The 19,792-nt window shown below is 64.3% G+C and carries 19 protein-coding genes; 10 read left to right on the top strand and 9 right to left on the bottom strand.

The annotated features are described in order from the left end of the window. Window positions 1-99: 99 nt before the first annotated feature. From phrB to MWN76_RS03880, 3 genes are read right to left on the bottom strand one after another with little or no spacing between them, the layout of a single operon-like run. The gene (phrB, locus tag MWN76_RS03890) at window positions 100-1,566 is read right to left on the bottom strand and encodes a deoxyribodipyrimidine photo-lyase (protein ID WP_250459489.1); all 1,467 of its coding nucleotides are present in this window, start codon (window positions 1,564-1,566) and stop codon (window positions 100-102) included. Between the two features lie 16 nt (window positions 1,567-1,582). Further along, window positions 1,583-2,536, bottom strand: a complete 954-nt coding sequence (locus MWN76_RS20895; protein ID WP_284500090.1) for a MerR family transcriptional regulator — start codon at window positions 2,534-2,536, stop codon at window positions 1,583-1,585. Window positions 2,537-2,546: 10 nt separating this feature from the next. Then, window positions 2,547-3,533, bottom strand: a complete 987-nt coding sequence (locus MWN76_RS03880; RefSeq protein ID WP_250459488.1) for a YbgA family protein — start codon at window positions 3,531-3,533, stop codon at window positions 2,547-2,549. A 157-nt stretch (window positions 3,534-3,690) separates the two neighbouring features. Here MWN76_RS03880 and ydiJ point away from each other — a divergent pair, with 157 nt between their 5' ends. The 3 genes from ydiJ (at window position 3,691) to MWN76_RS03865 (ending at window position 8,440) form a co-directional block, all read left to right on the top strand. Beyond that, window positions 3,691-6,747 carry a D-2-hydroxyglutarate dehydrogenase YdiJ gene (gene ydiJ / locus MWN76_RS03875; RefSeq protein ID WP_250459487.1) on the top strand — a complete coding sequence of 1,019 codons (3,057 nt, stop codon included), beginning with the start codon at window positions 3,691-3,693 and terminating at the stop codon, window positions 6,745-6,747. Between the two features lie 129 nt (window positions 6,748-6,876). Further along, the gene (locus MWN76_RS03870) at window positions 6,877-7,551 is read left to right on the top strand and encodes a tetratricopeptide repeat protein (protein ID WP_250459486.1); all 675 of its coding nucleotides are present in this window, start codon (window positions 6,877-6,879) and stop codon (window positions 7,549-7,551) included. Window positions 7,552-8,035: 484 nt separating this feature from the next. Continuing rightward, on the top strand, window positions 8,036-8,440 hold the full coding sequence (locus MWN76_RS03865) for a 3D domain-containing protein (RefSeq protein ID WP_250459485.1): 405 nt from the start codon (window positions 8,036-8,038) through the stop codon (window positions 8,438-8,440). Window positions 8,441-8,562: 122 nt separating this feature from the next. On the opposite strand, the gene MWN76_RS03860 is transcribed toward MWN76_RS03865, so the two are convergent. Then, on the bottom strand, window positions 8,563-9,180 hold the full coding sequence (locus MWN76_RS03860; protein WP_250459484.1) for a hypothetical protein: 618 nt from the start codon (window positions 9,178-9,180) through the stop codon (window positions 8,563-8,565). Between the two features lie 76 nt (window positions 9,181-9,256). Continuing rightward, window positions 9,257-9,484 carry a baseplate wedge protein 53 gene (locus tag MWN76_RS03855; RefSeq protein ID WP_250459483.1) on the bottom strand — a complete coding sequence of 76 codons (228 nt, stop codon included), beginning with the start codon at window positions 9,482-9,484 and terminating at the stop codon, window positions 9,257-9,259. 260 nt (window positions 9,485-9,744) lie between these two features. On the opposite strand from MWN76_RS03855, the gene trhO reads away from it, so the two are divergent. After that, window positions 9,745-10,743, top strand: a complete 999-nt coding sequence (trhO, locus tag MWN76_RS03850; protein ID WP_250459482.1) for an oxygen-dependent tRNA uridine(34) hydroxylase TrhO — start codon at window positions 9,745-9,747, stop codon at window positions 10,741-10,743. 39 nt (window positions 10,744-10,782) lie between these two features. Here trhO and MWN76_RS03845 read toward each other — a convergent pair whose 3' ends face one another. Beyond that, window positions 10,783-11,166: a hypothetical protein gene (locus MWN76_RS03845; protein WP_250459481.1), complete on the bottom strand. Its 384-nt coding sequence runs from the start codon at window positions 11,164-11,166 to the stop codon at window positions 10,783-10,785. Between the two features lie 309 nt (window positions 11,167-11,475). Further along, a complete protein-coding gene (gene apbC, locus MWN76_RS03840; protein ID WP_250459480.1) occupies window positions 11,476-12,618 on the bottom strand; it encodes an iron-sulfur cluster carrier protein ApbC in 1,143 nt (380 codons plus the stop codon). 197 nt (window positions 12,619-12,815) lie between these two features. On the opposite strand from apbC, the gene metG reads away from it, so the two are divergent. Further along, window positions 12,816-14,855 (top strand): methionine--tRNA ligase, encoded by a 2,040-nt coding sequence (gene metG / locus MWN76_RS03835; protein ID WP_250459478.1) that lies wholly within the window; start codon window positions 12,816-12,818, stop codon window positions 14,853-14,855. 247 nt (window positions 14,856-15,102) lie between these two features. Then, a complete protein-coding gene (locus MWN76_RS03830; RefSeq protein ID WP_250459476.1) occupies window positions 15,103-16,038 on the top strand; it encodes a D-2-hydroxyacid dehydrogenase in 936 nt (311 codons plus the stop codon). Between the two features lie 4 nt (window positions 16,039-16,042). Here MWN76_RS03830 and MWN76_RS03825 read toward each other — a convergent pair whose 3' ends face one another. Continuing rightward, a complete protein-coding gene (locus MWN76_RS03825) occupies window positions 16,043-16,372 on the bottom strand; it encodes a hypothetical protein (RefSeq protein WP_250459475.1) in 330 nt (109 codons plus the stop codon). A 191-nt stretch (window positions 16,373-16,563) separates the two neighbouring features. Here MWN76_RS03825 and MWN76_RS03820 point away from each other — a divergent pair, with 191 nt between their 5' ends. From MWN76_RS03820 to MWN76_RS03805, 4 genes are all read left to right on the top strand, one after another. After that, the gene (locus tag MWN76_RS03820; RefSeq protein WP_250459474.1) at window positions 16,564-16,815 is read left to right on the top strand and encodes a hypothetical protein; all 252 of its coding nucleotides are present in this window, start codon (window positions 16,564-16,566) and stop codon (window positions 16,813-16,815) included. A gap of 53 nt (window positions 16,816-16,868) precedes the next feature. Further along, window positions 16,869-17,360 carry a hypothetical protein gene (locus tag MWN76_RS03815; protein ID WP_250459473.1) on the top strand — a complete coding sequence of 164 codons (492 nt, stop codon included), beginning with the start codon at window positions 16,869-16,871 and terminating at the stop codon, window positions 17,358-17,360. Then, on the top strand, window positions 17,335-17,571 hold the full coding sequence (locus MWN76_RS03810; protein WP_250459472.1) for a hypothetical protein: 237 nt from the start codon (window positions 17,335-17,337) through the stop codon (window positions 17,569-17,571). Before MWN76_RS03815 ends, MWN76_RS03810 begins: the two co-directional genes overlap by 26 nt. Window positions 17,572-17,799: 228 nt before the next feature. Next, a complete protein-coding gene (locus tag MWN76_RS03805; protein WP_250459471.1) occupies window positions 17,800-18,660 on the top strand; it encodes an NAD-dependent protein deacetylase in 861 nt (286 codons plus the stop codon). Between the two features lie 119 nt (window positions 18,661-18,779). Here MWN76_RS03805 and yghU read toward each other — a convergent pair whose 3' ends face one another. Further along, complete coding sequence (gene yghU / locus MWN76_RS03800; protein WP_250459470.1) at window positions 18,780-19,655, bottom strand: glutathione-dependent disulfide-bond oxidoreductase; 876 nt, start codon at window positions 19,653-19,655, stop codon at window positions 18,780-18,782. Window positions 19,656-19,792 lie beyond the last annotated feature (137 nt).

Genomic DNA, 19,792 nt, shown 5'->3' with positions numbered 1-19,792 from the left:
TCGGAATTCGGAGCCTCGATAGTGGCTGCAAGCCGGGGCGGAGACGGCAATAGGCCGCGAATCCGCCCGGGACATTCCCGGAAAATATACAACAGCCAGTCACTTCAACCCGGCAAATGCTTCGATCGCATCTTTGCGGCTTTGCGCCACATCACAGACGGGCGAGGGATAGTCCGCCGCCGCTTCCGGGCAATGGATTTCCCGCGCGTCGAGCTGGCGCAGTTCCGGCACATGGCGGCGAATGAAGTCACCGCCCGGATCGAATTTCCTCGACTGGCTGTAGGGATTGAAAACGCGGAAATAGGGTGCCGCGTCGGTCCCGGTGGACGCGGCCCACTGCCAGCCGCCGTTGTTGGCCGCGAAGTCGGCATCCAGCAACCGGTTCATGAAATAACGCTCGCCCCAGCGCCAGTCGATCAACAGGTTTTTGCTCAGGAACGAGGCCACCACCATGCGCAGGCGGTTGTGCATCCAGCCGGTCCCGTTGAGCTGGCGCATGGCCGCATCGACGATCGGCACGCCGGTCCTGCCCTCGCACCAGCGCTGGAAAACCTTCCTGTCATAGGACCAGGGCACCCGGTCCGTCTCCGGCTTGAACGGCCGGTGCATACACAACTCTGGAAAGGCGACGATCAGGTGGGTGTAAAATTCGCGCCAGATCAGCTCGCCCAGCCAGCAGTCGACGCCTTCATCGCCGCCTTTCCAGCGGCCACCGTTTTTATCCAGCGCCATCTGCGCGCACTGGCGGATGGAGATGGCGCCGCAGTTGAGGTAGGGCGACAGCTGCGAGGTGCCGTCGACCGCCGGGAAATCCCGCTCTTTGGCGTAGTCGACGATATCGTCGCGAAATGCCCGCAGGCGTTTCGCCGCCGCTCGCTCTCCCGGCATCCAGCCGAGCAGGGCGCCGTTTTCCTGCGGCATTTTTTCGTAGCCCCGGACACAGTCCGGAATCGTCTGCACCAGGTTGTTCGCCCCGGACACCTGCAGCCACTGGGGCCAGTCACCGGCCGGGGAGATTTTGCGCGGCGCTGGCAGGGGCGAAAAGTCGCTGCCACCACAGCGATCGATAAAGGCGCGCTTGAACGGCGTGAAGACCTTGTAGGCCTCGCCTTCACCGGTTTTGACACTGCCCGGCGGTACCAGTGTGCGATCGCTGCAGTACTCCACCGGCAGGTCGCGCGCTTTCAGCGCCTCGCGCACGGCGCGGTCGCGGCGCCGCTCGTTGAGCGGGTACTCGGCGTTGGCGAAGAGCGCGTCGATCTGCAGTTTTTCCGCGATCTGTGCCAGCGCTTCCGGCACCTGCGCAAACGTCTCCAGCTCGAGAAAGTAGAGGGGGATATTGCGCGCGGCCAGGCTCCGCTGCAGTTCGCGCAGGCAGGCGAGGCGAAAGGCCACCACCGGGTCGCCGTCGCCGTGGCTGTGCCAGGTTTCCGGGCAGGCAATAAAAACCGCGGCCAGTTGGCGGCAGCCGCTGGCGGCGCGGTAGAGTGCGGTATTGTCCTGCAGGCGCAGGTCGTTGCGCAGCCAGACCAGGCCGCGGCGGAAAGGCTTTTTATCCACACTCATGGCTGTTCCTCCTCGCTCACGGCAATTGCTCCCGCAGGGACGCCAGTGCGGCGGCGGTGTCGGCCGGCAGCAGGCCGGCATTCCGGTCGTGTACCAGTTTCTTCAGGTCCCGGCGCTGCAGGCCGACGATGCCGCCGGCGAACCACAGGGGCACCGGCAGCACCCGCAGCGCCCGCGCCAGCCGGTCGGCGAAAACCGCCATCGGCAGGGCGTTGTGGCTGTAGCAGATGACGCCGTCGGCCCCCAGTTTTTCCACCGCCAGGGTCAGTTCAGCCAGGTCCAGGTCCGGCCCCAGGGATACGGCGTCGAACCCCGCCGCGATCAGCGCCGCGGCGAACAGCTTTGCGAACACCCGCTGTTCGCCACCGGCAAACCCCACCAGCAGGATTGTCCGGTGCGCGCCGCGACCGCCCTGGGCCAGGTTCTGGCGCCCGGCGCGCAGGCCGATGGAGAGTTGCTCGATCAGCAGCTGCCAGAAGAAGCTCTGCGCCACGCTGGCGCCGAAGCGCTGCCGGCGGTTCAACTGCCGGTGCACCGGCACCAGCCAGCGGTCCAGCACCATCGGCAGCGGATAGCTGGCCAGCAGCTGCTGCAACTGCCGCTGCAGGTCCCCCGCGGCAAATTTCTCCACCGCGACACAGGTCTCGCGCACCTGCTGGCTCCAGCTGTCGCGCCGCTCCGGTTCCGCGCCCTCGTCCAGCAGCGGCCGCACCTTGCCGATGGCCACGCCGCGGGCGAGCCAGGCGAGGATTTCCTCGATGCGCGCCACATCGCCCTCGCTGTAGAGTCGGTGGCCCTTGCCGGTGCGCGCCGGTTTCAGCAGTCCGTAGCGCCGCTCCCAGGCGCGCAGGGTGACCGGATTGACGCCGGTGCGCTGGGCCACGGTGCGGATCGGCAGGGTCGGTTCCCTCTCCGGCCCGCTTTTGGCTGCGGCCACATCGACCTCGATCACTGGTGTTTCGCTATCCATGGAGACCTCTTCAGCGAAAATCGCACAGGCCCAGTTCCGCCGGCTCCGCGGCCAGCAGCACCTGGCTGTGAATAAAATGGTGGGGACTGCGCGGCAGGTAGTGGCGTATCAGGGTCAGCACCGCCGACAGGGGCTTGAAGCCGCGGCGGTAATCCTCGATCAGCGCCGCCAGTTCGGCGCGCTCGTCTTTGTCGAGATAGGCTTTCAGGTGCCCCTGGCTGTGCATCAGGGCGTTGGCCCGGTCCTTGCGGCTGGCCGGGTGGGCGAGTATTTCCATGAGTTTGCCGCGCACCCGGCGCGCGTACTCCCGCGGCGGCAGCGCCCTGGCGTTGCCGACCAGCCGGCCCAGCTCGCGGGTCTCGAGCTGGTGATGCGCCAGCAGCAGGTATTTATACGCGCTGTAGAACTCGATCACGCGCGCCGGGCGCGGCTCCTCATCGCCGTTTTCCACATAGCGGAACCAGGCGTCGTAGGCGAACACCCGGGTCAGGAAGTTCTCGCGGATATCGCTGTCGTTCAGGCGGCCCACCTCTTCCATCGGCAGGTCGGGAAACTGCTCCCGCAGCCGCTGGGCAAACACCCCCATGCCCTCGCTGTCGTGGCTGTGACCGTTTGGGAGATAGCGTCGCACTTTGCGCAGGCCGCAGCTGGGCGAATTCTGCATGAGGATATAGCCGCGGATTTTCTGCAGTTCCGGTACCAGGCTGTCGGCGTACTCTTTCAGCGGCTCGGTCACATCCAGCGCCGGGTCCTCGACACCGAGCACGCGCACTTCGGCATCGGCGGAAGAGTCGCTCTTGACCAGCCGGATCGGCTGGCGCGGCACCCCGAGACCGATAGCGACCTCCGGGCACACGGGCACATACTCGAAACAGCGCCCCAGCAGGCGCGTGCAGATCTTGCTGTGCTTGTGGCCGGCGTTGTAGCGCACCGGGTCGCCCATGGCGCACTGGCTGATGCCCACGGGTATTTTCTGCGTCAGCAGGCGAATGTTCATAAGCCTTGTACAAATATTGAATGCCGTACAAGTTTTATAACGCGGCGACCACTCTTATACAAGAATATTCTCCTGTACAAGCCTGTGAGGATGGCTGTTGCGCCGGCGAGCGCCACCGCTACAATGCCAGACCCCTCCGAGAGCCATGGATTAAGCAATGATTCCAGCACTGCGCGAAATCGACGAAGTACAGGCGCTCTACCTGCAGTATCTGCAGGCGCTGAAAGAGGCCGGTTTTCGCGGCGATACCAGCCCCAGTTACGCCAGTCGCACGGTGCTGGCGACGGACAACTCCATATACCAGGTGCTGCCGCAGGCGGTGGTCTACCCCCGCGATGTGCACGACCTGCAGCTGCTGATGGAACTGGCGGAGCGCGAGGACTTCCAGCAGGTGGTGCTGTCCCCCCGCGGCGGCGGCACCGGCACCAACGGCCAGTCCCTGACCGATGGTATCGTCGTGGACATCTCCCGCCATATGAATCGCATCCTCGAGATCAATGCCGGAGAGCGCTGGGTGCGGGTGCAGGCGGGCGTGGTCAAGGACCAGCTGAATGCGGCGCTGAAACCCCACGGCCTGTTCTTTGCCCCGGAGTTGTCCACCAGCAACCGCGCCACCATCGGCGGCATGATCAATACCGACGCCTCCGGCCAGGGCTCCTGTGTCTACGGCAAGACCCGCGATCACGTGCTGGAGCTGTCCACGGTGCTGATGGGCGGCGGCCTGTGGCAATCCGCCCCGCTCGACAGCGGGCAACTGGAGGATATCCGCGCCCGCGACGACCGCGCCGGCAAGGTGCACCGGATCTGCGACGATATCGCCCGCGACAAGGCGGAGCTGATCGAGCGGAAGTTCCCGAAACTGAACCGCTGCCTGACCGGCTACGACCTGGCCCACCTGCGCCGGCAACAGGACGGCGGCGAGACCTTCGACCTGAACAGCGTGCTGTGCGGCTCCGAGGGCACCCTCGGCTTTATCGCCGAGGCGAAACTGAATGTGCTGCCGATTCCCAGGTCTGCGGCGCTGGTCAACCTGAAGTACGACCACTTCCAGGACGCCCTGCGCGACGCCAAGGACCTGATGGGGGCCGGCCCCACATCCATCGAGACGGTCGACAGCAAGGTGCTGGGGCTGGCGATGGAGGATATCGTCTGGCACAGCGTCAGCGAGTTTTTCCCCTCGGACGAGCGGCCGGTAAAAGGGATCAACCTGGTGGAGTACACCGCCGATTCCGAGGAAGCGCTGGACGCGGCACTGGATCAGTTCACCGCCCGCATCGAGTCGACACTCGGCCGGGCGGGCAAGAGCTTCGGCTACACCATCGCCCGCGGCCACGCACAGGTGAACCGCATCTGGGGCATGCGCAAGCGCGCCGTGGGCCTGCTCGGCAATGTCGAGGGGGAAAAGCGGCCTATTCCGTTTGTGGAGGACACCGCCGTGCCGCCCGAGCACCTGGCCGACTTTATCGCCGAGTTCCGCGCGGTGCTGGACGAGGCCGGCCTCGAGTACGGCATGTTCGGCCATGTGGACGCCGGCGTGCTGCACGTGCGCCCGGCGATCGACATGAAGGATCCCGAACAGGCCGCGCAGATACGCCCGATCACCGACCGGGTGGTCGCGCTGACACAGAAATACAAAGGCCTGCTGTGGGGCGAACACGGCAAGGGCGTGCGCTCCGAATACGCGCCGGAGTTCTTCGGCGAGCTCTACCCGGAGTTGCAGAAGATCAAGGCCGCCTTCGACCCGCGCAACCAGCTGAACCCGGGCAAGATCGCCACCCCCAGCAAGATCTCCAGCCTGCTGAAGATCGACGAGGTACCCACCCGCGGCGAGCGCGACCGGCAGATCCCGGTGCAGGTCTGGGACGGCTACAGCGAGGGGGTCCACTGCAACGGCAACGGCGCCTGCTTCAACTGGAACCCGGACGACGCCATGTGCCCGTCCTACAAGGCCACCCGCGAGCGCATCCACTCGCCCAAGGGACGCGCCACACTGATGAAGGAGTGGCTGCGGCTGCTGTCCGCGCGCAATGTGAATGCGGTGGAGGAGAGCCGCAAATTCCGCGAACAGTCCTTCCTGGTCACGCTGCCGCGGCGCCTGAAGAATTCCCTGGCCAAGGCCCGCGGCGAGTACGACTTCAACCACGAGGTCAACGACGCCATGCAGGGCTGCCTGGGCTGCAAGTCCTGCGTCGGCCAGTGCCCGGTCAGGGTGGATGTGCCGGAGTTCCGCAGCAAGTTCCTCGAGCTCTACTACAGCCGCTACCTGCGGCCGCTGAAGGACTACTTCGTCGGCGGCCTCGAATTCGTCATGCCGCAGCTGTCGCGCTGGCCGCAGCTGTACAATTTCCCCCTGCGCCTGAAGCCGGTGCGCGCCCTGCTGGAGCGGGGCCTGGGCCTGGCGGACAGCCCGCAGCTGTCGCGCAAGACACTCGCCGCCAGCATGGGCGAGCTGGGCGTACCCTACGCCAGCCGCGCCTGCCTCGACGCCCTGGGCCCGGCCCAGCGGCAGCGGGCGGTGATCCTGGTGCAGGACGCCTTCACCAGCTATTTCGATGCCGAAGTGGTGGCGGATGCGCTGCGGCTGCTGAAAAAGCTGGACTTCCACCCGCTGGTGGCGCCCTTCAAGGCCAACGGCAAACCCCTGCACGTGCACGGCTTCCTGCGCCAGTTCCAGCGCGTGGCCGCGGTCAACAGCGACATGCTGAACGACCTGGCGGCGAGCGGCGTACCGCTGGTGGGCCTGGATCCCTCCATGACCCTGACCTATCGCGCCGAATACCGGAAGCTGCTCGGCGACAAGGCGCCGCCGGTGCAGTTGCTGCAGGAGTGGCTGGGCGGCCAGCTGGACCACCTGCGCCAGCAGCGCCAGCGCCTGGAACCCGCCCTTTTCCGCCTGCTGCCCCACTGCAGCGAGCAGACCAACGCCGCGGCCTCGCTGAAAGACTGGCGCGACATCTTCGAGGCCCTGGGCCTGGAACTGCAGAGCGAGAGCCTCGGCTGCTGCGGCATGGCGGGCACCTACGGCCACGAAACCGCGCACCGGGAGACCTCGCGGGTGATCTTCCAGCAGTCCTGGGCGCCGCGCCTGGCGGGCGACACCGACGGCTTGCTGGCCAGCGGCTACTCCTGCCGCTGCCAGTCCCAGCGTTTTGCGGGTGTGACCCTGCGCCACCCGTTGCAGGGGCTGCTGGCGCAACTGCGGGTTGAGGGGTGATACTGGGAGTATCGGGGCTCGGGACTCGGGACTCGGGACTCGGGACTCGGGACTCGGGACTCGGGACTCGGGACTCGGGACTCCAGTAGGGTGCGCCGTGCGCACCGCTCGCAACCACAGGAAGGGCCGATGTATAGACCCCTGACCAGACTGCTGCTGTGCACGGCGCTGCTCGCGCCGGGCGCCGCTTTGGCGGAGCCGGCGCAGCAGCTGGTGGCCGAGGCGGAGCAGCGCGCGCTGGAAGGGGATTTCGATACCGCCCTGCCCCTGTACGAAAAGGCCATCGCCGCCCTCGACAAACAGCCCGGGCGCCAGCAGGCGCTGCGCTACCGCTACGGCATGGTGCTGAATGCGCTGGGCGCGCGGGCGCGGCCGGACCTCTACCCGCTGGCGCGGGCCCAGTTCGAGGCGGTGCTCGACTACCTGGACAGCGGCGCCCGCCTGGAACACTCCCCCGCCCGGGTGCGCTCGGCGCTGGCCCACACCTACCACCAGCAGGCCGCCAGCGAGGGCAATGGCACCCAGCGCGCCCACCTGCTGCGCAGCGCCTACCTGCTGTACAACGGCGCCGCCCGGGGCCTGGCGCAGCGGCGCGAGTGGCACAACCTGGCGATCACCTACTTCAACCTCGGCCAGGTGTGCGAGTGGCAGGGCAACCTGGCGGAAGCCATCGAATGGCTGGAGAAGGCGGTGGAGCTGGACGCCCGACACGGCTTCGCCGACCTGCAGGAAGACCGCGACTACCTGTCGGCGCTGCGCGAGCAGGCCAACCCGCCGGCGCGGGCCACCGCCACGTCGCTCTGACTCCCCCGCCATCCCCGAAAACGGGCCCCACATTCCCGAAAATCCCCCAGATTCCACCTCCCTGGACCGCCGGTCACAAATAATTTTCGAGCAATATTTTGCTTTTGATTCCACCCTTAGGAGCGTCATCCTGTATAGATTTTAACCAGCCATTAGGATGACATCGCTGTCGGCCAATACCTGAGTAACGCAATCAATTACTACGACTCTGGACAATTTTTGGTCACCGATTTACAGAAGTTTTATTTGTGGAAATATTGTTCCCCACTTGTCTTCCCATTGCGCAAAACCGAACCAACCTGCCGCGGCAAAACGCCAATTCATACGGCTATCGGCCAGATATACAGAACTTATTGATTTGCCGTCACGGAACGGTAATATAGCGACCACTGATTAAATATTGATCAGTTATTCCTAAAGTCATTTAGGGATTCCGCTTGTCTCTTTCGACAAGTGACTGTTTGAATCCTGGAGGTATCGGGACATGTTGAAACAGACTCTGCGCAACACAGCATTTTTTATGATGGCCATCCTCGCAATCGCGGTCAGCGTGAACGCGACTGCCGCGAGCAAGAAGTCCATGACCGTCGACGCCACCGCGTACAACTCCGTACCGGGCCAGACCGACGACGATCCCTGGGTAGCGGCCTGGAACAACCGCCTGCGCCCGGGCGACAAAATCATCGCCGTGTCCCGCGACCTCGAGAAACACGGCCTGACCAACGGCACCAAGGTGAAGATTGAAGGCCTGCCGGGCACCTACACCGTGCGCGACCGTATGAACAAGCGCTTCAAGAACCGCATCGACGTGTGGATGGAGAAGGATCTCAAGAAGGCACGTAAATGGGGTAAGAAGAAGCTGAAGATCATCTGGAGCCACAAGAAGTAACCGATCAGCCCGACCACAACGCGCCAGTTACATTATGAGAACCGCGGCCTCACCGCGGCCCTCTACGCCCCGCCTCCCCCGGCGGGGCTTTTTTTTGCCGGCCGGTAGGGCGCCCGGTGCGATCAGGGCTCCGTCTCCGCCTCGATGCCCGGCAGCTCCCTGCACTGCTCGTTCTCGATGTAGTAGACGCTGGGCTGGCGGTTCCGGTTGTAGCGGTGTTCCAGGCCATCCTCGCCGAACACGATCAGGTATTCCGATTTCACCCAGCCGTCCTCCTCCCGGTATTCGCTGAGCCACAGCAGCGCCGGCTGGTTTTCGTAGCAGCGGCCGTAGAACAGCCGCGTCTTCTCAACCAGCTCCTTGCTCATGTAGTCGACGTAGCGGCCGGGATAGGTATAGCGCTCGGCCGCGGGCGCATCCTCCTCGCCATTATTGCGGGGAGAGATCCGGTGGATGTAGATGGAAGTGTTCTCGTCGCAATCGATGCAGGTGCGACCGGCGACGATGGCATAGCCATCCAGCTCGGACACCAGCCTGGCCTCAGCCAGGTCGGTTTGCAGGATGCGCCGGTCAGAGAGCTGCACGGCTTCGGCCACTGCCAGCAGCGGCACCAGGAACAGGAGGGAAAGAACAGAAACCGCTTTCATCGGGAAGACAATCGCCGCTGGACCAGTGGGCGTCGCCGGAGACAATTGTCCGTACTGGCTCCGGGCGACACCGTGATTGGGTAGTGCTGTCACACTGTCGCGATTCCCTTCCCTTTAACCATAGCAGGGAATCCGGCGGTGGCGACCGGCGATCGAAAGCGGCGGCGGCTTACCAGCTCTCGTCGGTCTCCTGCACCGGGCCGACGAACGCCTCGATGCCCTCGTCACGCAGGGCCTCCAGCGCCTCCTCCAGGGCCTCTTCGTCGGTATCGAAGGCATCCTCCCACAGCGTCGAATTATCGTCCTCGTCGACAATTTCCAGCAGCCAGCCACCTTCATCGTCTTCGTAGATATCGATCTGGACGCTGAGGTCGCCCTCGCGATAGGTCTGACTCAATTCAGACTCTCTGGGAACGAACTCTTCTGCCATGGGATAGCCTCGCTGTGGCTGTTACTGCAGGGGTCGCCGAACTTTGACAACTTGTGCCTCGCTGGTCAATCAGTTTCGGCCCGGTCGAGGAGCGCTTGCGCACCACCACTGAATGATAAATGTACGACAACCTCTGCCATCTGAGATAAAATGCGCGGCGATTTTACCCCGTGGATACGGGCCCACTGCCCCGGATTTACGCTCCGGCATGCAAGAGAGGAACTTCCGTGAACCAAGCCGAAAAACAGACCGTTGTCTGTGCGCTCTATAAATTCGTCACCCTCGACGATTTCGAATCCCTGCGCGCCCCGCTGCTCGACATGATGCTCGGCCAGCGCGTGCGCGGCACCCTGCTGCTGGCCCGCGAGGGCATCAACGGCACCGTGGCCGGCAGCCGCGAGGGTATCGATGCACTGCTCGACTGGCTGCGGCGCGATCCGCGCCTGGCGACGCTGGACTGCAAGGAGTCCTACACCGATATCGCCCCCTTCCGCCGCAGCAAGGTAAAACTGAAGCGCGAGATCGTCACCATGGGCGTGGAGGACATAGACCCGCGCCGCAGCGTGGGCACCTACGTCAAGCCACAGGACTGGAACGCACTGATCAGCGATCCGGAAGTCCTGCTGATCGATACCCGCAACGACTACGAGTACCAGGTGGGCAGTTTCCGCAACGCGGTGAACCCGAACACCGAGAGCTTCCGCGAGTTCCCGCAATATGTCCGCGACCACCTGGAACCGACCAGGCACAAGAAAGTGGCCATGTTCTGCACCGGCGGTATCCGCTGTGAAAAATCCACCGCCTACCTGAAGGAACAGGGTTTTGAAGAGGTCTATCACCTGCAGGGCGGCATTCTCAAATACCTGGAAGAGGTCCCCAAAGAGGAAACCCTGTGGGATGGCGAGTGTTTCGTGTTCGACGACCGCGTGACCGTCGACCACGACCTGCAGCGCGGCAACTACGACCAGTGCAACGCCTGCCGCATGCCGGTCACCGCCGCGGAAAAGCAGTCCCCGCAATTCGAGCAGGGCGTCAGTTGCCCCCACTGCCACGACAGGGTCAGCGACGCGGACCGCGCGCGCTTTCGCGAGCGGGAGAAGCAGATACAGCTGGCCAGGCAGCGCGGCGAGGAACATATCGGCCAGGATGCGCGCGAAGCCACCGCCGCGCGCCGGCGCGCCAAGCGGGAAGAACGCCGCCGCCAGGCACAGGTGGCGGGCTCCTGATTCACCGGCCGGTCACACTGGCGGCGCCAAGGTCATCGATCAGGACACAGGCTCGCGGGAATTCAACCACTCCACAGCCGCCGCTTCCGAGGCGAAAAAGCGCGCGTCCTGCCCCGCCCGCGCCAGCCGCTCGACCAGCGACACCACCGCGTTGACACCGTCCGGATAGAGCACCGCCAGCCGCGCGCGCAACAGCACCGGCTGCTCCTGCACGAACCCGGCCAGCACCTCCTGCTCCCTGGCGGACAGCGACACATCCGCGTGGCGCGAATCCACCAGGATTTTCAGCCGCCCGTGGTGGCGGAACCGCTCCACCAGGTGGCGCCCTGCGCGGAGCTGTGTCTCCATGCCAGCCGGGCCGAGAAACAATACCCGGACGATACGGGAGGAGGCGTTATATCGGATCTTGAAGCTCGAAGACATTCGGGTTTCCGTGTGCAAAGTATTGCCTTGCTCTTTGCTGCACCAAAAACACTGCGGCACAACGCGACTGCGCAGAGACCCGGTCTCTCCCCCTCAGGCATGGGAATATCTGGTGTCATCTGGCGCCAAAATCATTGACGCACTATAGGTAGGAAATTTTTCCCGATAAACAAAAAATCGGGAAACTTTTTTGCAGTGTGAAATGGTTGGCACTAAAGGCCACAAATACCGCACCTTGGCCGACCAACCCGGATCACACCAATTTGCAGGCTGGCGGCCGCGGCGCGCGACCACAAACCCGCGGCCTCATCAGGAAATATCGATCTGCACCGCCTCGTCGTCCCCGCTGGCGAGCCACACCCGGGCCGCCGCCCGGCGCGCGATCTCGCGGTAGTGCTGCGCGACCTCGCCGTCCGGATCCGCCACCACACTGGGCCGGCCGCCGTCGGCATCCTCGCGGATCGACAGTGCCAGGGGCAACTGCCCCAGCAACCTCGTCTCGTACTCGGCGGCAATCCGCTCGCCGCCGCCACTGCCGAAGATGGCCTCGGTGTGGCCGCAATTGGAGCAGGTGTGCAGGGCCATATTCTCGACGATCCCCAGTACCGGCACCGATACCTTGCGGAACATCTCCACCCCCTTGATCGCATCCTTCAGCGCCAGGTCCTGGGGCGTGGTCACGATCACCGCGCCGGCCAGTGTGGCTTTCTGGGCCAGTGTCAGCTGGATATCGCCAGTGCCCGGGGGCATGTCCACAACCAGGTAGTCCAGTTCACCGCCGTCGTCGCACCACAGGGTCTGGGTCAGGATCTGGTTCAGCGCGCCGCTGGCCATGGGGCCGCGCCACACGGCCGGTGTCTCCTCGGTCATCAGGTAGCCCAGCGACATGGTCTTCAGGCCCTGGGCCTCCACCGGCAGGAAGAATTTCTGTTCCTTCACCTCCGGGCGCACATTCTCGGTGTCCAGCATCGTCGGCAGGCTGGGGCCGTAGATATCCGCATCCAGCAGGCCCACACTGGCGCCCTCGGCCGCCAGTGCCAGCGCCAGGTTCACCGCCGTGGTGGACTTGCCCACACCGCCCTTGCCGGAAGCCACGGCGACGATGTTCTTCACTCCGCGCAGGGGTTCCGGCACATCCGCCGCCGGCGTGGCCGGGATCTCGCTGAACAGCTCGAACTGCAGATGCGCGCCGCCCAGCGGGCCGCCCTTCAGCGCCGGCAGGCAGGCCTCGCGCACCCGCGCCTCCCAGGCGTCCTCCTGGCTCGCGCACGGATAGCCGAGGGTCAGGCCGACAAACACCGTATCGGCCTCGAACCCCACCTCGATCTCCGCGTCCAGTTCGTCGAGCTCCAGGCCGGTGGCCGGGTCGTGCAGCTGTCCCAGGCACGCCGCCAGCCGCTCCAGTTCGGCCTGGGCATCTTCCGGCAAATGGTTGTGTTCGTGATCGCTCACTGTCAGTCCCTCTCGGCGAATATTCGATGGGCGGCATTGTGGTGGAAGGACGCCGCCAAAGCCAGCCAGTAACCTGGGGAAACCGGGCCCGAAACTCCCAGCAAGACCCCAAATCTGCTATATTCGCCCGTCTTTTGACGACCCCGGGCCACCCCGTTTCCACGCCCGGCCAAACCCTTCAGCCGATGGAAGAACCGATGTCCGAATCGCGCAACATCCTCGTTACCAGCGCACTCCCCTACGCCAATGGCTCCCTGCACCTGGGCCATATCCTGGAATATATCCAGACCGACATCTGGGCGCGCTTCCAGCGCGCGCGCGGCCACCAGTGCCTGTACATGTGCGCCGACGACGCCCACGGCACCGCCATCATGCTGAAGGCCGAACAGCTGGGGCTCACGCCCGAGCAGCATATCGCCAACATGAAGGCGGAACACCAGCGCGACTTCGCCGACTTCCTGATCGGTGTGGACAACTATCACTCGACGCACTCCGATGAAAACCGCGAGCTGTCGTCGATGATCTACCGGCGCCTGCGCGACAATGGCCATATCGCCACGCGCACCATCACCCAGGCCTTCGACCCGGAGAAAAACCTGTTCCTGGCGGACCGCTATATCAAGGGCACCTGCCCGCGCTGCAAGACGCCGGACCAGTACGGCGACAACTGCGAGGCCTGCGCTGCCACCTACAGCCCCACGGAGCTGATCGACCCGGTGTCCGTCATCTCCGGCGCCACGCCGATCGAGAAGGAATCCGAACACTTTTTCTTCACCCTGCCGGCCTTCACCGATTTCCTGAAGGAATGGACCCGCTCCGGCACGCTGCAGGACGGGGTGGCCAACAAACTGTCCGAATGGCTGGACGAAGGGCTGCAGGAGTGGGACATTTCCCGCGACGCGCCCTATTTCGGTTTCGAGATCCCGGACGCGCCGGGCAAGTATTTCTACGTCTGGCTGGACGCGCCGATCGGCTATATGGCCAGCCTGAAAAACTATTTTGACCAGAAGTGCGAAGAAAAGGGACTGGACTGGCAGGAGTACTGGAAAAAAGACAGCGACGCCGAGGTGTACCATTTCATCGGCAAGGATATCGTCAACTTCCACGCGCTCTTCTGGCCGGCGATGCTGGATTCCGCCGGATTCCGCACACCGAACAAGGTGTGCGTGCACGGCTTCCTGACCGTCAACGGCAAGAAGATGTCCAAGTCCCGCGGCACCTTCATCAATGCGCGCAATTACCTGGACCACCTGCACCCGGAGTACCTGCGCTATTACTTCGCCGCCAAGCTCACGTCCGGCGTCGACGACCTGGACCTGAACCTGGACGACTTTATCGCCCGGGTGAACTCCGACCTGGTGGGCAAGGTGGTGAATATCGCCTCGCGCACCGCCAAGTTCGTCAGCAAGGCCGGTGGCGAACTGGCGGGCGAGCTGGCCGACCGGGACCTGTGGCAACAGTTTGTAGACGCAGAGCCGCGCATCGCCGAATTCTTTGAGGCCCGCGAATACGCCCGCGCCATGCGCGAGATCATGGCACTGGCGGACGCCGCCAACGCCTGGATCGCCGACAAGGCGCCCTGGTCACTGGCCAAGGAAGAAGGCAAGGACGCCGAGGTGCTGGCCATCTGTTCCCAGGGCGTGAACATGTTCCGCGCGCTGATGACCTGGCTGGCGCCGGTGCTGCCGGAAACGGCGAAAAAGGCCGAGGCTTTCCTCGGCATCGAACTGGATTGGCACAGCGCCACCACACCGCTGGCCGGCCACCAGATCAACAAGTTCAAGCCGCTGATGCAGCGGGTCGAAAAACCCCAGGTGGACGCCGTGCTGGAAGCGGCGAAAGAATCCCTGGCGCAACTGCAGGCGGAGGCCAGGCCCCTGAGCGGACCGCTGGCAGACGATCCGATCGCCGACGAAATCCAGTTCGACGACTTCGCCAAGGTGGACCTGCGCATCGCCCTGATCGCCAAGGCCGAACATGTCGAGGGCGCCGGCAAACTGCTGAAACTGACCCTGGACCTGGGCGGCGAGACCCGCCAGGTGTTCGCCGGTATCAAGAGCGCCTACAAGCCGGAAGAACTGGAAGGCAAGCACACCGTCATGGTCGCCAACCTGGCGCCGCGCAAGATGCGCTTCGGCGTCAGCGAGGGCATGGTGCTGGCCGCCGGCCCCGGCGGCAAGGACCTGTGGATCCTCGAGCCCCACGAGGGCGCCCAGCCGGGCATGCGGGTGATGTAATTTTTCGGGACTCGGGACTCGGGACTCGGGACTCGGGACTCGGGACTCGGGACTCGGGACTCGGGACTCGGGACTCGGGACTCTCAACAGGTTGCGCCGTGGGCGCTGTCGGGATCAACGCCCCGCGTAGGAGCCTGCCCTGCAGGCGAAAAAAACCATTCGCCTGCAGGCAGGCTCCTACAGCCCGGTTCCGAAAGTACCGTAGGATGGGCAAAGCCCCGAAAAATCTCAGCAAAAGGCATTCAACATGCGCGGTGTATTCCTCGACACCCTGACCATGAAACTGGAGGAACTGGACACCTCCGCCCTGCAAAGCGCACTCGATCACTGGGACTACTACGAATCCACCACCCCGGAGGAAACCGCCGCGCGCATCGCCGATGCCGACGTGGTGCTGACCAACAAGGTGGTGCTCGACCGCACCCTGATCGAGAAGGCCCCCAAGCTGAAACTGATCTGCGTCTGCGCCACCGGCACCAACAATATCGACCTGCAGGCCGCGCAGGAGAAAGGCATCCCGGTCAGGAATGTGGCAGGCTATACCGGCACCTCGCTGTCCCAGCACACCATCGCCCTGCTGCTGGCCCTGGCCACGCGGTGGCATCTCTACCACCGCGACGTACAACAGGGCCACTGGAGCCGCTCGCCGGTATTCTGCCGGCTGGATTACCCGGTCATGGAACTGGCGGGCAAGAAGCTCGGCATCATCGGTTACGGCGACCTGGGGCAAAAGGTGGCGCGGCTCGGCGAGGCACTGGGCATGGAAATACTGGTGGCGGAATCCTTCAGCGGCCAATCAAAACCCGGCCGGGTGCCGCTGTCGCAACTGCTGGCGGAATCGGACGCAATCAGCCTGCACTGCCCGCTGACGCCGCAAACCCGGCAACTGGTCGACCGCCGGTTTCTCAACGCCATGAAGCCCGGCGCACTGCTGATCAACACCGCGCGCGGCGGCCTGGTGGACGAGGCCGCGCTGGCCGATGCGCTGCGCAGCGGCCAGCTGGGCGGCACCGCACTGGACGTACTCAGCGCGGAACCGCCGCCGGCCGATCACCCGCTGCTGGCGGACGACCTCCCCAACCTGGTCATCACGCCCCACAATGCCTGGATCAGCCGCGAGAGCCGCCAGCGGCTGCTGGACGGCGTGGTGGAGAATATCCGCAGTTGGCGAGACGCAGACTGACCCATCAACCCGGGTCCGCCGCGTCCGGGCGCCCGTCGATCTCCGCCGGTGCCGCGCAGTGCCAGCCCCAGCCGGCCTGTTTGTCGGCAAACTCCCGCGCCCGCGTTTCACAGTAGCCCACCTCGCTCTCGGCGCGCCATAGCGTCTGCACACCCGAAGACTTGGTGTAACTCACCTCACACGGCACCCTGCTCGGCGGGCTGGAATAGACCACCTCGATGACGCGCTCGCTTTTCCCCAGTTCGCAGACATAGCGATCCTGCGCCACCGCCGCACCAGCCGGCGCAAGCGCCGCCAGCAGCAGGCATGTTGGCACTACCCGGAATGCAGCCATAACCCCTCCCAGATTCTGTATTTTCCGAAGGCTCGTCCGTGAAATCTAATGTGCCGCGCGGCTCGATCCACCGCCGTTTCCGGTATTGCGCAGCTGGACGACCGGTCGCATCGGCACCCGCCACAGCGTGGTTTTTACCGGTCGCGACTATAGGATTCAGGGACACACAAACTCTGATGAAGGAGAGTGTTATGGCGACTGCAAAATCTGCCCACAATACATCGAGCCAGGAGAAATTGAGGCAGGCCTACCACCTGGCCGGCGAAGCGGCGCAGGATGCCGCCGGCAACCTGAGAGCGCGCGCCAAGTCGTCCGTGGAGAGCAACAAGCACCGCGCCGAGGATGTGGTCAAAAAGACGGAATCCTCCATCAAGAAACATCCGTTGATGAGCGTCGGTTGTGCCTTTCTGGCCGGTTGGGCCATTTCCAAGCTGCTGAAATAGGGGCATCCGCTTTCAGGCGATCCGACTGGACTGCAGGACTGAAAGGAAGACCCATGAAGCACGAACAAGGGGCCCGGCCAGACGATGCGGACCCGGCCGCGCAGAGTCGCGGCCGGGAATCGTTTTCCAACCCCGACACAGACACAGATACAGATACAGACGGCGAAGCGACACCGCTGGCGCAGGCGGAAGCCACGCTGACACTGCTGTCGGCCTGGATTTCCAACCTGCAGGCACTGGCGCGGCTGGAATTCAGCCGCACCCTCGCCGCCGGCAAACGGATTCTGGCGCTGCAACTGCTGCTGTTGCCGCTGGCCATCACCTTCGTCCTGAGCGCCTGCGCCGGCATCGGCCTGCTGGCCTACTACTATTCGCAGTCCGTCTATATCGGCTTTGCCGTTTTCGTTCTGACGCAGGCCCTGCTGCTGGCGGCCATGCTGCTGTACATGCGCAAACTGCAGGCGCTGCTGGGATTCGACCACACCCGACAACAGGCCAGAGAGGCACTGAACGATGTCCGTGCGCTCTTTAAATCGCCAGATTGACCAACGCCAACGGGACATGGCGCGGCAGCGGCGCTGCGCACTGCAGTTGCTGCAGAAACAGAGGGAGACTTTCGACCAACAGGCCAGGCATATCCCGCTGCCGGTAGTGCTGGGCCTGGCAGTGGCCGGCGGCTTTGCCGCGGAACGTTTTTTTCACACCCGCGCCCCGTCCAACCTGTGGCGGCTCTACCTGGCGTGGCGGACCTTCTGAACACAATTCCCTTTGATTCGCTCGCCGGGCTAGCCCGGATATTTCACCAAGCCGCTCAGTATTCAACATAACTCTATGTTTTCTTTAATGTTTTCAGGGATCTCCGCGGGGACAGATTGTCACCGGCCAACGCTGGCCACGCCCTCGCTTGATCTCGGCGCGATCATCGTGGCCCTTGGTGAAATATCCGGGCTAGAATGCGGGGCACAGCAACAGGCAGCACCCGCCATGACCAGCAGCCCGCAGCCAGTGACAAGCGACCATCCCGCCACCGATGAGGCCGCCGAACGGCTGGCCGCGTTTATCCGCCGCCACCCGCGCCTGACGATCCTGACCGGCGCCGGCGTCAGCACCGATTCCGGGATTCCCGACTACCGCGACCAGCAGGGCGCCTGGAAACGCAAGCAACCGGTTCAGCACCGGGATTTCATGCAGAGCCTCGACACCCGCCGGCGCTACTGGGGGCGCAGCCTGGTGGGCTGGCCGATCATGCAGCAATCCCGCCCCAACCCGGCCCACCGCCACCTGGCGGAACTGGAGTCGCGCGCCCATTCGGAACTGCTGGTTACGCAGAACGTGGACCGGCTGCACCAGCGCGCCGGCAGCCACCGCGTCATCGACCTGCACGGCCGCGCCGACGAGATCGTCTGCATGACCTGCGACTACCGCTGCCAGCGGCAGGCGGTGCACGACCGCTGCTACGCCCTGAACCCGGACTTCCACCGCTACCGCGCCACCACCGCACCGGACGGCGATGCCGACCTGGAAGTGGATTTCAGCGGTTTCCGCGTCGCCGACTGCCCGCAGTGCAGCGGCATCCTCAAACCGGATGTGGTTTTCTTCGGCGACAATGTGCCCAAAACCCGAGTGCAGCGCGCCCTCGACGCGCTGCAGGGCAGCGACGCATTACTGGTGGTGGGATCGTCGTTGATGGTGTATTCCGGCTTCCGCTTCTGCCGCTACGCCCGCGAATGGCGCAAGCCCATGGCCGCGCTGAACCTGGGGCGCACACGAGCGGACGACATGCTCGACCTGAAGCTGGACGCCCGCATCGGCGAAACACTGGCAGCCACCCTGGCCCAACTGTAGGAACCGAGCAACCAGTAGGATGGGCAAAGCGCAGCGTGCCCATCAGAACCGGCCATCATCACCGCAGGCGCTATCCGCAAGCGCACAACCAAGGGGACAAAGTGTTTTGGCCCCGCGGACTATTCGCTCCCGTCCCCGATCTTGTCCCAGGTTTTGGTCTCGAAATCACCGGCATCGTGGCGCTCGCGCAACTGCTCGGACGGCTCGCCCCAAGCCCGGTTGACCATGCGCCCGCGCTGCACCGCCGGCCGCGCGGCGATTTCCTCCGTCCAGCGCACGACATTCCTGTAGCTCTGCACATCGAGGAACTCCGCCGCATCGTAAGCTTCATTGCGCACCACCGCGCCGTACCAGGGCCAGATCGCCATGTCGGCAATGGTGTACTCGCTGCCGGCCACATAGGGATGTTCCGCCAGCTGCCGGTCCAGCACATCGAACTGGCGCTTGACCTCCATCGCGTAGCGGTTGATCGGGTACTCGTATTTCTCCGGCGCATAGGCGTAGAAATGCCCGAAACCGCCGCCGAGAAACGGCGCGCTGCCCATCTGCCAGAAAAGCCAGTTCAGGCATTCCGTGCGCTGCGCCGGCGTGTGCGGCAAGAAATCGCCGAACTTCTCCGCCAGGTACAACAGGATGGAACCGGACTCGAACACGCGGATCGGCGGCGTGGTGCTGTGATCCACCAGCGCCGGGATTTTGGAATTCGGGTTCGCCTCCACAAAACCGCTGCCGAACTGGTCGCCCTCGGTAATACGGATCAGGTGAGCATCGTACTCGGCCCCCGACTGCCCCAGCGCCAGCAATTCCTCCAGCATGATGGTCACCTTGACGCCGTTGGGCGTGGCCAGCGAATACAGCTGCAGCGGGTGCCGGCCCACCGGCAGTGCCTTTTCATGGGTGGGGCCGGCAACGGGGCGATTGATACTGGCAAACTGGCCGCCGCTTTCGGCATCCCATTTCCAGACTCTGGGCGGGGTGTAGGTATTGTCCGTCATGCACTGGCTCCGATTTTCAGCATTGTAGGGATCGATACACGGGCATGGTCCCGCATATCGTCTTCAACGATCAATGCACCGAGGCTAATCGCTGCGCGGCCCCCTGTCGCGACCAGAATCTACGGGATCGTTATCAA

Source organism: Microbulbifer litoralis (genome assembly GCF_023634065.1).
Classification (GTDB): Bacteria; Pseudomonadota; Gammaproteobacteria; order Pseudomonadales; family Cellvibrionaceae; genus Microbulbifer; species Microbulbifer litoralis.
This window is presented reverse-complemented; position numbering and strand designations above follow the sequence as displayed.

Bases quoted from the DNA above. Each gene is read 5' to 3' on its own strand.
- phrB (WP_250459489.1), bottom strand. From the start codon at position 1,566: ATGAGTGTGGATAAAAAGCCTTTCCGCCGCGGCCTGGTCTGGCTGCGC.
- MWN76_RS20895 (WP_284500090.1), bottom strand. From the start codon at position 2,536: ATGGATAGCGAAACACCAGTGATCGAGGTCGATGTGGCCGCAGCCAAA.
- MWN76_RS03880 (WP_250459488.1), bottom strand. From the start codon at position 3,533: ATGAACATTCGCCTGCTGACGCAGAAAATACCCGTGGGCATCAGCCAG.
- ydiJ (WP_250459487.1), top strand. From the start codon at position 3,691: ATGATTCCAGCACTGCGCGAAATCGACGAAGTACAGGCGCTCTACCTG.
- MWN76_RS03870 (WP_250459486.1), top strand. From the start codon at position 6,877: ATGTATAGACCCCTGACCAGACTGCTGCTGTGCACGGCGCTGCTCGCG.
- MWN76_RS03865 (WP_250459485.1), top strand. From the start codon at position 8,036: ATGTTGAAACAGACTCTGCGCAACACAGCATTTTTTATGATGGCCATC.
- MWN76_RS03845 (WP_250459481.1), bottom strand. From the start codon at position 11,166: ATGTCTTCGAGCTTCAAGATCCGATATAACGCCTCCTCCCGTATCGTC.
- metG (WP_250459478.1), top strand. From the start codon at position 12,816: ATGTCCGAATCGCGCAACATCCTCGTTACCAGCGCACTCCCCTACGCC.
- MWN76_RS03830 (WP_250459476.1), top strand. From the start codon at position 15,103: ATGCGCGGTGTATTCCTCGACACCCTGACCATGAAACTGGAGGAACTG.
- MWN76_RS03825 (WP_250459475.1), bottom strand. From the start codon at position 16,372: ATGGCTGCATTCCGGGTAGTGCCAACATGCCTGCTGCTGGCGGCGCTT.
- MWN76_RS03820 (WP_250459474.1), top strand. From the start codon at position 16,564: ATGGCGACTGCAAAATCTGCCCACAATACATCGAGCCAGGAGAAATTG.
- MWN76_RS03815 (WP_250459473.1), top strand. From the start codon at position 16,869: ATGAAGCACGAACAAGGGGCCCGGCCAGACGATGCGGACCCGGCCGCG.
- MWN76_RS03805 (WP_250459471.1), top strand. From the start codon at position 17,800: ATGACCAGCAGCCCGCAGCCAGTGACAAGCGACCATCCCGCCACCGAT.
- yghU (WP_250459470.1), bottom strand. From the start codon at position 19,655: ATGACGGACAATACCTACACCCCGCCCAGAGTCTGGAAATGGGATGCC.